Source organism: Streptomyces viridochromogenes (assembly GCF_001270495.1).
Classification (GTDB): Bacteria; Actinomycetota; Actinomycetes; order Streptomycetales; family Streptomycetaceae; genus Streptomyces; species Streptomyces viridochromogenes_A.
Genome location: NZ_LGUR01000195.1, coordinates 1 through 12348, shown reverse-complemented (window position 1 = coordinate 12348; position 12348 = coordinate 1). Strand labels below are relative to the sequence as shown.

The window sequence follows — 12348 nt, the reverse complement described above, 5'->3', positions numbered from 1 at the left end:
ACGGACGTCCCTTCCGCTCCGTTCCGTGCCCCCACGGCACGGACATCACTCCGGCACGCCCAGGGCACCGGCGAGCATAGGCCACGACGCCGTGAACTCCCTTTTCCAGTACGTCCAGCTGTGCCCTCCTCCGGGGTAGAGGTGAGTGGTGACGGGGATGCCTTGTCTGGCGAGCCCGGCGGTGAAGCCACGGGCCGAGGGCCACAAGGCGCTCTCCAGGGCCTCGGGCAGCAGATCGCCGCTGCCACCGGCCAGTCCGCTGCCCTGCGAGACGTACAGGGCCGTGCCACGCAGCGCCCCGGCGCGGGCGCGTGGGTTGAAGTCCCGCCAGGTGAGGAGGTTGAGAAGGGGGTTGCCCCACAGCGAGGCCGGCGACAGGCCTTCGCGGGCGACGATCGCGTCCACGATGGTCGGCACGCCGGGTGCGGTGGTGTCGAGGACACCGCTGTAGGAGGCGGCGGCGGTGAAGGCGCCCGGGTGGCGGGCCGCGTGCGCCATCGCCCCGTAGCCGCCGGTGGACACGCCGGCGACGGCCCGTACACCGGAGGCCCGGTAGTCCCGCGCGAGCAGTGCCGGAACCTCCTCGACCTGGAAGGTCTCGTAGTCCTGGCCGTCGCGCCAGACGCTGGGGATGCCCGTGGGGCCCGCGTCCGGCATGGCCACGATCAGGTCGCGGCCCTCCGTGAAGGCCTCGATGTCCGTCTCCCGGGTCCAGGACGTGTAGTCGTCGTGGGCGCCGTGCAGCAGATACAGCACGGGGTACGTCTTCCCGGTGTCCGTGGCGAAGCCCGACGGCAGGATCAGCCGCACCGGCGCGCCGCGGCCCAGTGCGGCGGAGGACACGGTGAGGTCCAGGGTGCGTGGTCCCGGGCCGGTCGCCGCCCGGGCACGACCGGTGCCGGTCGCGGCGCCGAACAGGACGGCCAGACCGGCGGCGGCCGTCGCCTTGGCGGCGGTGCGCCGGGACACTCCGGTGGTGTGGTGGGACATGGTGGCTCCTCGGGTTCCGGTGCGAATCGGGTTCCGGTTCAGGGGGACGGGGCAGGCCGGTCGAGCGCCCGCCCCAGATGGGCGGCGATCTCGTCGACGTACGGCGGGTCGAGCAGCGCCAGATGGTGTCCGGCCACTCGGACGACCTCCAGGTCCGGGCACACCTCGTCCCAGCCCAGAGCCTCGTCGTCCCGCTCGTAGGCAGGGTCGCGCACGGTGTGCGGGGCGGGGTCGGTCGCCCGGTAGAGGACCACTCGGCCGTCGTAGGGGCCCGGACGGTGTGCCTCGCCGATCCTCAGGTCCAGGTAGGAGGCCCGCTGGTGCTCCAGCGCGGCGGACGGCACGTCGGTGGCCGAGCGCAGGGCCTTCAGCACGGCGTCGATGCGCTGCTCCTCGTCGTCCGTCTCCAGAAGGTCGTCGTACGGCAGCTCCAGCCGGACCCCGTAGGCGTCGGCGACGTGGGCGGCGAAGCCCTCGAAGTGCGCCCGGACCCGGTCCGCCGGCGCCGGTCCGGGGCGGACGAGGGGGCGTACGGAGTCGATGAGCACCAGCAGCCGTACGTCCCGTCCCGCGTCGCTCAGCTGCCGCGCGGTCTCCTGGGCGACGAACCCGCCGAAGGACCAACCGCCCAGCAGCACGGGCCCGTCGGGGTGTGCGGTGGTGATCGCCTCGGCGTAGAGCCGCGCTTTGTCCGAGACCGTACGGGCCTGCTCGATCCGGTCGAGCCCGAGCACCGGCTGGTCGTCGCCGAGCCGTTCGGTGAGCGGCCCGTACACGGTGGTCGGTCCCCCGGCCGCGTGCACGAGGAAGAGGGGTGGACGGGAGCCGGTGGCGCGCAGGGGACGCGGCCGCACGCCACCGGCCGGCTGGGGAAGGGCCCGCTCGACGCGGGCGGCGGCCTCACCGACGGTGGCCGCGCCGAGCAGGTCACGCAGGGGCAGCTCGATGCCGAACTCGCGCTCCAGGGCCGTACGGACGCGGACGGCCATCAGCGAGTCGAGGCCGAGGTCGGCGAGGGCGGTGGCCGCGGTGACCCGGGTCGGGGGATGGCCGCTGACGGCGGCGATGTGGTGACTGAGGCGGGCCAGGACCGGGGAGGGGTCCGCCGTGGGCGCGGTGGCCTCGGCGGGCGGCTCGCTCGTCGTGCCGTAGCGCGGCCCGTGCGTGCCCGCCGGAAGCTGTGCCGCGCCCGCGGGCCCACCGGTCCGGGGCGCGCCGGCCGCGGGTCCGCCCGTCGGTCCCGGCACCGCGGGTGTGGCCGGGACCGCCCTCCCGTCCGTCCACCAGTGCCGCACATGACGCCAGCGCGGCCCTGGTACGTCGACCACCCGGCCGGGCGGGAGCGGCAGTTGCTGCCCGGCCGCGTACAGGGCGCCCAGTTGTGCGGCGAACCCGGCCGAGCCGTCGGCGTCACGGCGCAGGGTGGCCAGGGCGAGCGCGCCGGGCGCGGAGTCGGTGACGGCGCCCGTGAGGACCGGGTGGGGGGAGATCTCCAGGAACGCGGTGTGTCCGTCGGCCGCTGCCGCCGCGACGGCCCGGTCCAGGCGAACCGGCCGCCGCAGGTTGGCGGCCCAGTGGCCGGCGTCGAACGCGCTCGCGCCACGCGCGTCGTCAAGGACGGTGGAGTACACGGGCAGGCGCGGCCGGCGTCCCGTCACACCGGCCAGCCCGGCGGCCAGCTCCGGCAGCAGCCCGTCGACCTGCGGGGAGTGCCCGGCGCCGACGACCCGCATCGACCGGGCGGCCCGGCCCTCCCCCTCCAGCAGCCGCACCAGCCGTCCCACCGCCGCCTCCTCACCGGTGACGACCTTCTGCCGAGGCGAGGAGTGCACGGCGACATGGACGCCCGGGAAGTCCTCCGCCAGGCGGTCGAGTTCGCAGTCGTCGAGGTCGACGACGGCCATCGCCCCGCCCCGCAGCCCGCTCAGCAGCCGGGCGCGTACGGCGATGACCCGCGCGCCGTCCGACACGTCCAGCGCGCCCGCGCACACCGCGGCGGCCACCTCGCCCATGGAGTGGCCTATCACGGCCGCGGGTTCGACGCCGTACGAACGCCACAGCTCCGCGAGCGCCAACTGGACGCCGAACAGCAGAGGTTGGGCCGTCTCCAGCCGGTCCAGTCCGGTGCCGGACGTCAGGTGGTCGTACAGGGACAGGCCGCCGCACTCCGCGGCGAGCTGCGGGTCGAGCTTCTCCACGGCCGCCGCGAACGCGGGCTCCTCCTCCAGCAGCCGGCGCCCCATGCCGGGCCACTGGCAGCCGTAGCCGGAGAAGACCCACACCGGGTCGCCGCCGACGAGGTCACGGTCGCCGGTGACGACGCGTGCGTCCGGGCGGCCCGCCGCCAACGCGCGCAACCCCTCGGCGAGGTCGGCCCGGTCACGGGCGGCCACGGCGGCGCGTACGGGCCCCCGCCGGGTGCGTCCGGCGAGGGTACGGGCGATGTCGGCCGGGTGCGCGGCACTGCTGTCCAGCCAGTCGGCGACCCGGGCCGCGGTGTCGCGCACCCGCCCGATGTCGGCGTCGGAGAGGAGGTGCAGCCGGACGGCGGGCTCCACGGCCGGCGTCGGCGGTGGGCCGAGGGGCCGCCATTCCTCCAGTACGGCATGGGCGTTGGTGCCGCCGAAGCCGAATCCGGAGACACCGGCGACGGCCGTGCCGCCGTAGCGGGGCCATGGCTCGGGCTCGGTCACCACGCGCAGCCGGTCGTCGCCGAGCGCGCTGCCGTCGGTGTGGTGCGGGGAGGGCGGGATGACGTCGTGGTGCAGGGCGAGGACCGTCTTGACCAGGCCCGCGATGCCCGCGGCCGACTCCAGGTGGCCGAGGTTGCCCTTGACGGAGCCGAGCAGCAGCGGCTGGTCGGGGTCGCGGCCGACGCCGAGCACCGCGGCGAGCGCGCCCGCCTCGATGGGGTCGCCGAGCGGGGTGCCGGTGCCGTGCGCCTCGACGAAGTCGACCTGCCCCGGGGTGAGCCCGGCCCTCGTGTACGCGGTCTCCAGCAGGGCCCGTTGGGCGGCGGGGTTGGGTGCCATCAGCCCGTTCGACCTGCCGTCGGAGTTGACGGCCGTCGTCCGGATCACGGCCAGCACCCGGTCGCCGTCCCGCTCGGCGTGCGACAGCCGCTTCAGGACCACGGCCGCGCAGCCCTCGCCGCGTCCGATGCCGTCGGCCGCCGCCGAGAATGGCTTGCAGCGCCCGTCCGGCGCGAGGACGCCCGCCCGCTCGAAGGCGACGGTGACGGCCGGTGACAGCAGCAGGTTGACCCCGGCCGCGATCGCCGTCTCGCTCTCGCCGGCCCGCAGGCTGACGCAGGCGTGGTGCACGGCGACCAGCGAGGAGGAGCAGGCGGTGTCCACGGCCAGACAGGGACCGCGCGTGTCCAGGACGTACGCCAGCCGGCCCGCGGTGACGCTGAGTGCCGCCCCGGCCGGTGCCCAGGGGTCGACGGCGGCCGGGTCGGCGCCGGTGAGCTGGCCGTACTCCGGGGCGGAGACGCCGACGAAGACGCCCGTGGCGGTGCCCGCCAGGGACGCGGCCGGAACGGCGGCGTGGTCGAGCGCCTCGTGGACGACCTCCAGCAGGATCCGCTGCTGGGGGTCCATCACCGCGGCCTCACGCGGCGTGATCCGGAAGAAGTCCGCGTCGAACCCGGCGATGTCGTCGAGATAGCCGCCGTACGGATGCGCGTCGGCGGGCGGGAAAGCGGTGAAGTCACGCCAGCGGTCCTCCGGTACACGCCGGATCCCGTCACCGCCCTCGCACAGCAGCCGCCAGTAGTCGTCGGGCCCGTGCACCCCGCCGGGCAGCCGGCAGCCGACGCCGATGACCGCGATCGGCTCACCGGGCGCGGAGGGCGCCATCACGAGCGGCGCCGGCCCGGGAGCCGTACCGCACAGCCGCGCCACCAGCGCCTCCCCGGTCGGCGCCTCCCACAGCAGCGTCGGCGACAGCTCGCAGCCCGTGACCCGGGACAGCTCCCCGGCCAGGGCGACGGCGTCCCGCGACGACATACCGAGATCGGCCAGCTGCCGGTCCATCGGCACCTCCTCGGGCGCCCCACCGTGCCACGAGGCCACCCGCTCGGCGATCACCCGCCGCAGCGCGTTCGCGTCGGCGGCCCTCATCCGACGGCCCTCGCGGCGTCGCCGACGGCCGGGGCGACGGCCGACGTGCCGTGCGCCAGGATGTCGGCCGCGGGCGCGCTGCCCACCGCCGAGCCGGCCGGAGACGTGCGGCCGGCCGTCACGCCGACGGATGCGGTGCCGCCCGCCACCGCGTCAGCCGCCGCCCTGCGCCCGGCCACCGCCTGCGCCACCGCACTGCCGCCCGCAGGCGCATCCGCCCCCGCCTGGACCGGTGACGCGCCGCCCGCCCCCGCGTCGGCGACCTCCCGGTACGCCCCCTCCAGGTACCGCGCCCGAGTCAGCGCCCGTGACACCTTGCCGCTGGAGGTACGGGCGACCGTCCCGGGCGGAACGAGCACGACGTCGTCGAGCCGCAGGCCGTGCCGGGAGGAGACGGCACCGCGCACGGCACGCACCACGCCCGGCACGTCGAGGTCGGCCAGGACGGCGGTCCGCACGTGCTCGGCCACCAGCACGGCCCGCTCCCCCGACCCGCCGGGAACGGCGAACGCGGCGAGCCGGTCCCGTCGTACGGCCGCGTGCGCCTCCTGGGCCGTGGCCTCGATGTCCTGCGGGTAGTGATTGCGGCCGTCGACGATGACGAGGTCCTTCAGCCGGCCGGTGACGATCAGCTGTCCGTCCAGCACGGCGCCCAGGTCACCGGTGCGCAGCCAGCGGCCGCCCGGCGCGTCCGCGGTGTCCGCGAACCCTGCCCCGAAGACCCGCTCGCTCTCCTCGTCCCGGTTCCGGTAGCCGCGGCCGACGTTGGGCCCCTGCACCCATATCTCGCCGACCTCCCCCTCGGGCAGGGCGACCCGCCCGGCGGGGTCGGCGATACGGACGCGCTGCCCGGCCGGAGTCCCGCAGCCGGCCAGCAGCACGGCCCGGGGGTCGTCGGGCCGCGCGGGCAGCGCCTTCCCGGCGGCGAGGGCGTCTCGGTCCAGGGCGAACCGGCCGAGCGGTTGACCGGGCCGGGCGGCACTGACGAAGACGGTGGCCTCGGCGAGCCCGTACGAGGGGCAGTGCGTGGTGGGCGCCAGCCCCTGGCCGGCGAAGGCTGCGTGGAAGCGGTCGGCCGTGCCGGGGCGGACCGGCTCGCTGCCGTTGATCAGCGCGGCGACCGAGTCGAGCCGCAGGTCCGCCTTCTGGGCGTCGGTGACGGCGGACGCGCAGTAGTCGTAGGCGAAGTTGGGCGCCGCGCTCAGGGCACGCGGGTGCGCGGCGAGCAGCCTCAGCCACCGCACGGGCTCGTGCAGGAACGCGGCCGGATCCATCAGCACCGACAGCAGCCCCCGCGCCACGGGAGCGGCCACGCTGAGCACCAGCCCCATGTCGTGGTAGAGCGGCAGCCACCCCACGCACGTCACGGGACGGACGTCGACACCGTAAGCGGTCAGCGCCTGGCGGGCGTTGGCGACGACATTGGCGTGGGTGATCTCCACACCGGCCGGAGCGCGCGTCGAACCGGAGGTGTACTGGAGATACGCGACGGCCTCGGCGTCCGGGTCGACCGGCCGCCACCCGCCGGCCTCGTCGTCGGCCACCTCGTCGACGCAGACGACCGGCGTCCGTCCGCAGAACTCCCGCACCTCCTCCCGTGCCCGGCTCGTGGTCACCACGACCGCCGGGCGCGCGTCCGCCAGAACGCCCGCGAGCCGGTCCGCGTGCCCCGGCAGACCCGGCGGATACAGCGGTACGGCCACCATCCCGGCGGCGAGCACCCCGAGGAACCCGGTGACGTACTCCACTCCCTGCGGACACAGCAACGCCACCCGCGCCCCCGGTTTCGCCTCCTCGGCGAGACGGGCGGCGAGGGCGCGCACCCGCAGGTCCAGGCGCCGCCAGGTCAGCGTGCGGTGGACGCCGCGCGAGTGTGGCGCGGGGTGATCGACGAAGGTGAACGCCCGGCGGTCCGGGGTGGCCTCGGCCCAGTGCCGCACGTACTGCGGCAGGGACGGGCAGGAGGGCGCGAGCGGGGGGCGGCGACTGTCCATCTGGCGTGGCTCCTCACGTCCGGGACCGGCCGGCGAGCGGCTGCCGGTCCCGGCGGGTCAGATGTGGGGCTGTGGGGGCAGTAGGGGCAGTGGGGGCTGGTCAGAGCGGGATGTTGCCGTGCCGACGCTGCGGCAGGGGCGCGCGTTTGCCGCGCAGGGCGCGCAGGGCACGGCAGATGTGGTCGCGGGTGTCGCGGGGGGCGATGACGGCGTCGACGTAGCCGCGTTCGGCGGCGAGATAGGGCGTGCCGTGGGTGCGTTCGTAGGTGGCGACCAGGCGGGCGCGCAACGCCTCCGGATCGTCGGCGGCGGCGAGTTCACGCCGGTGCAGCACGCCCACCGCGCCCTCGGCACCCATCACGGCGATCCGCGCGGTGGGCCACGCGAGGTTGATGTCGGCCCCCAGATGCTTGGAGCCCATCACGGCGTAGCCCCCGCCGTACGCCTTGCGCACCACGACCGTGACCTTGGGGACGGTCGCCTCGGCGTAGGCGTACAGCAGTTTGGCGCCGCGCCGGATGATGCCGCCCTGCTCCTGCCGTACGCCGGACAGATAGCCCGGCACATCGGTGAACGTCAGCAGGGGGATCCCGAACGCGTCGCAGAATCGCACGAAGCGCGCGGCCTTCTCGGAGGCGTCGATGTCGAGGACACCGGCGGCACGCAGCGGCTGGTTCGCGACGACACCGACCGACTGCCCCTCGACGCGGGCCAGGGCACAGATGATGTTCGGCGCGAACAGCTCCTGCACCTCGAGCAGTTCACCGTCGTCGACGACCGCCCGCAGGATCTCCCGCATGTCGTAGACCTGCCCGAGCCGATCCGGCACGAGACAGTCGAGCCGGTCCCCGCCCGGGGCGTCCCCGGGCGCGTACTCCGGAGGCCGCTCCAGATTGTTGGCCGGCAGATACGACAGCAGATCGCGTACGACGTCCAGGGCGTCCTCCTCGTCGGCGGCGAGGAAGTGCGCGTTGCCGTTGACGGCGTTGCTGGTGCGGGCGCCGCCCAGCTCCTCGGCGGTGGCGCGCTCACCGGTGACCGCCTCGATGACGTCCGGGCCGGTGACGAACATGTGCGAGGCCCCGTCGACCATCACCGTGAAGTCGGTGATCGCGGGCGAGTAGGCGGCCCCGCCGGCACAGGGCCCCAGCACCACCGAGATCTGCGGAATGACGCCGGACGCCTGCACATTGCGGCGCACCAGCTCGGCGTAGAGGGCGAGCGAGGCGACGCCCTCCTGGATGCGCGCACCGCCGGAGTCGTTGAGCCCGACGACCGGGCAGCCGGTCTTCAGGGCGAGGTCCATCAGCGCGACGGTCTTCTCGCCGAACGCCTCGCCCATGCTCCCGCCGAACACGGCGGAGTCCTGGGCGAACACGCACACCCGACGCCCGTCGACGGTGCCGTACCCGGTGACGACACCGTCACCGTAGGGCCGCCGACCGCCGTCCCCGGTGGGCCGGGCCCGGACGAACAGCCCGGTCTCGCTGAAGGACCCCTTGTCCACCAGCCGCTCGATCCGCTCCCGGGCCCCGAACTCCCCGCGCCTGCGCGCCCCACCCCCCAGCACCGCCTGCTCCGCCCGCCGGCCCAGATCGGTGATGCGCTCAGCGGTACCTCCGGCCACATGCGCAACCTCGTTCGTCACAACCACCTCCGAAGTGGTTGTCGAATATGGCAGCGCGAGAGCAGGGTGCTGGGCGATTCAGGAGGACGTGTGGGGAGGTTGAGTCCTCAGCGCCGGCTTTTCATCCCGACGTGACAAGACGCCCCCAGGGGCGCCCGTCCCGAAGAACTAGCCCAGCGCGGACTTCACGGCGTCAGCCAGCCGCCCCGCCACAGACCGGGCCTGCTCGATATCCGCGGCCTCGACCATCACCCGCACCAACGGCTCGGTGCCCGACGGCCGCAACAACACCCGCCCAGTAGAGCCGAGTTCCCGCTCCGCCTCCGCAACGGCGGCAGCCAGCTCGCCCGACTCCCCGACCCGGGACCGGTCCACGTCCGGCACATTGATCAGCACCTGCGGCAGCCGCTTCATCACAGCGGCGAGATCCCGCAGCGTACGCCCGCTCTGCGCGACCCGAGCGGCCAGCAGCAGCCCGGTCAGCGTGCCGTCACCGGTCGTGGCGTGATCGAGGATGATCACATGCCCGGACTGCTCACCGCCGAGGGCGTAGCCGTGCTCCTTCATCTCCTCCAGCACATACCGGTCACCGACGGCGGTCTGTACCAGCTTCAGCCCCTCGCGCTCCAGCGCCAGCTTGAAGCCGAGGTTGGACATGACGGTCGCCACCACGGTGTCGGCGCGCAGCACGGAGCGTTCCCGCATGGCCAGAGCGAGCACGGCCAGGATCTGGTCGCCGTCCACCTCCTCGCCGGTGTGGTCCACGGCGAGGCAGCGGTCGGCGTCACCGTCGTGCGCGATCCCGAGGGCGGCACCGTGCTCGATGACGGCGGCCTTCAGCTTGTCCAGATGAGTGGATCCGCAGCCGTCGTTGATGTTGAGCCCGTCGGGCTCGGCACCGATGGTGACGACCTCGGCCCCGGCCCGCGTGAACGTCTCCGGCGAGACACCCGCCGCGGCGCCGTGCGCCTCGTCGAGGACGATCTTCAGTCCGTCCAGCCGGTTCGGCAGGGCGCCGAGGAGGTGGGCGACGTACTCCTCGAACCCCTCGTCGTACGACCGCACGCGCCCGACCGCGGCACCCGTCGGCCGCTCCCACGGCTCACCGTGCCGGTGCTCGTCGTAGACGGTCTCGATACGGTCCTCCAGCTCGTCGGCGAGCTTGTGGCCGCCGCGGGCGAAGAACTTGACGCCGTTGTCGGGCATGGCGTTGTGGCTGGCGGAGAGCATGACACCGAGGTCCGCGCCGAGCGAGCCGGTCAGAAAGGCCACCGCCGGCGTCGGCAGCACGCCGACCCGCAGCACGTCGACACCCGCACTGGCCAGACCGGCCACCACGGCGGCCTCCAGGAACTCCCCGGACGCACGCGGGTCCCGTCCGACCACCGCTTTCGGCCGGTGGCCCTCGAAGGTGCCCGCCTCGGCCAGTACGTGCGCCGCCGCCACGGACAGACCGAGCGCCATCTCGGCCGTCAGATCCGCGTTGGCGACGCCGCGCACGCCGTCCGTGCCGAAGAGTCGTCCCACTTGTCCTCCTGAGGAAGCATCAGTTTCCGGAGATCACCCGATCGTCCCATCGTCCGATCTCCCGATCGCATGAGCGCGAGCGCACAGGCACACGAGCACACCAGCCTTTGAACACCTTGTGCCGTTATACGCCCAAGCCTGTGAGAAAACGAACGCCCCGGCGGCACTGTGGCGTGCCGCCGGGGCGTTCGGACGTACAGGCAGCGAAGCTTAACGCTTGCTGTACTGCGGAGCCTTGCGGGCCTTCTTCAGACCGGCCTTCTTGCGCTCGACCGCACGGTCGTCGCGCTTGAGGAAGCCGGCCTTCTTCAGCGGGCCGCGGTTGTTGTCGACGTCGGCCTCGTTCAGCGCGCGGGCGACACCGAGACGGAGCGCACCGGCCTGACCGGAGACACCGCCACCGGCGATGCGGGCGACGACGTCGTAACGGCCCTCGAGCTCGAGAACCTTGAACGGCTCGTTGACTTCCTGCTGGTGCACCTTGTTGGGGAAGTAGTCCTCAAGGGTGCGACCGTTGATCTTCCACTTGCCGGTGCCCGGAACGATCCGGACGCGGGCGATGGCGTTCTTGCGACGGCCCAGGCCGGCGGCCGGCTGGGGCTCACCGAAGCGCGAGGCGAGGGACTCGGAGGTGTACTCGCCCTCGACGGGCACCTCGGACTCGGTGGTGTAGCTGTCAATGTCGACGAGCTCAGTCTCTTCGACCGGCTGCTCAACGGTGGTCTCGGCCACGATTCTCCTCAGATTCTCTTCAGTCTTAGGGGGTGGCCGGACTTACTGCGCGACCTGGGTGATCTCGTACGGCTGCGGCTGCTGCGCGCCGTGCGGGTGCTGGTCACCCTTGTAGACCTTCAGCTTCGAGAGCATCTGACGGCCCAGAGTGTTCTTGGGGAGCATGCCCTTGACGGCCTTCTCGATCGCCTTCTCAGGGTTCTTGTCGAGGAGCTCGTCGTAACGGACGGAGCGCAGACCACCCGGGTAGCCGGAGTGGCGGTACGCCATCTTCTGGGTCCGCTTGTTGCCGGACAGGTGCACCTTGTCGGCGTTGATGATGATGACGAAGTCACCGGTGTCGACGTGGGGCGCGTAGATCGGCTTGTGCTTGCCCCGCAGGATGGAGGCGGCGGTGCTGGCGAGACGGCCCAGGACGACGTCCTGAGCGTCAATGACGTGCCACTGGCGCGTCACATCGCCGGGCTTGGGGCTGTACGTACGCACGGTTCGTAGCCTTCGCTTCGAGTGAATGGTCCTGAACAGGTCACCGAAACGATCACGACAGCCTGAGCCACTGCGGCGACGCATACCGCGTACGTGGGGTTGCTGGTCATCGGCCCGGTGGACCGGTGTAAGGGCCCGTCCCGTGAGAATGAGCAAGCCAATACACAACGAACAGGCAGGATACCTTCGCCGCCTCGGCCGGGTCAAAATGACCTGACTGCGACTGGCCCCTGCTGCCCGCTTACCAGCGTAAACGCCCCGCCCGGCAGCTGCCGCCGCAGCCCTCGTTCCCGCGGCGTGACGTTCAGCGCAATCGAGTGCGACAGCGACGCTCACTCCCCCACCCCGGGCCCCTCCGACGTCCCGGAGGCCGACCTCTTGGCCGACCGAGTCGGGTGGTGGGCGGCGGGCGAGGCCGGGGGTCCGGGGGCGGCGCCCTCGGCGGAGTCCAGGCGCAGCGCCCCTGGCGGGACCGAAGGGGCGGCGCCCCTGGAGGACGGGACGGGTAGGGGCGGCGGGGGCGAGAATCCGCGGCCACCCCGACCGCAGTGGACGGCCAGCGTCACCGCCACACCACACAGCGTCACCGCGTCCCTGAAGGCCCGCCGCTGAACCGCCTCCAGATAGGGCCAGCTCACCCCCGGCAGCTGCGGCACCAGCGCCAGCCAGAACCACGGCCCCCGGGCGACCGCCCCCGCACACGGCACCCCGGCCACCACCACCGGCACGACGACCAGCAGATAGTGGTCGTACGAGGGCCTGGCGACCAGGAACGCCGAGAGCATCAACATCGCCGCGGTCTCCGCGAGCCGCAGCGGCCCGGCGCCCCCACGACGCCAGCGCCACCACGCACACCCCACCCCCGCCC

General features: G+C 73.5%; 7 protein-coding genes and 1 pseudogene. All 8 read right to left on the bottom strand.

Going from position 1 to position 12348, the window contains the following annotated elements:
- Positions 1-45 precede the first annotated feature (45 nt).
- Entirely contained in the window at positions 46-990 is a 945-nt protein-coding gene (locus tag ADK36_RS19495) for an alpha/beta hydrolase (RefSeq protein WP_048584871.1), read from the bottom strand.
- Between the two features lie 38 nt (positions 991-1028).
- A complete protein-coding gene (locus ADK36_RS19490; protein ID WP_053198442.1) occupies positions 1029-5114 on the bottom strand; it encodes a type I polyketide synthase in 4086 nt (1361 codons plus the stop codon).
- Positions 5111-7108, bottom strand: coding sequence for a fatty acyl-AMP ligase (locus tag ADK36_RS19485; RefSeq protein WP_234329808.1), 1998 nt, complete (start codon positions 7106-7108; stop codon positions 5111-5113). Before ADK36_RS19485 ends, ADK36_RS19490 begins: the two co-directional genes overlap by 4 nt.
- Positions 7109-7208: 100 nt before the next feature.
- The gene (locus ADK36_RS19480; RefSeq protein ID WP_048584873.1) at positions 7209-8735 is read right to left on the bottom strand and encodes an acyl-CoA carboxylase subunit beta; all 1527 of its coding nucleotides are present in this window, start codon (positions 8733-8735) and stop codon (positions 7209-7211) included.
- A 168-nt stretch (positions 8736-8903) separates the two neighbouring features.
- The gene (gene glmM / locus ADK36_RS19475; RefSeq protein ID WP_048584874.1) at positions 8904-10262 is read right to left on the bottom strand and encodes a phosphoglucosamine mutase; all 1359 of its coding nucleotides are present in this window, start codon (positions 10260-10262) and stop codon (positions 8904-8906) included.
- Between the two features lie 210 nt (positions 10263-10472).
- Positions 10473-10994 carry a 30S ribosomal protein S9 gene (gene rpsI / locus ADK36_RS19470; RefSeq protein WP_030046396.1) on the bottom strand — a complete coding sequence of 174 codons (522 nt, stop codon included), beginning with the start codon at positions 10992-10994 and terminating at the stop codon, positions 10473-10475.
- Positions 10995-11036: 42 nt separating this feature from the next.
- Positions 11037-11480, bottom strand: coding sequence for a 50S ribosomal protein L13 (gene rplM / locus ADK36_RS19465; RefSeq protein ID WP_030046395.1), 444 nt, complete (start codon positions 11478-11480; stop codon positions 11037-11039).
- 332 nt (positions 11481-11812) lie between these two features.
- Positions 11813-12348 (bottom strand): annotated as a pseudogene (locus ADK36_RS50260) (hypothetical protein); the annotation flags it as partial.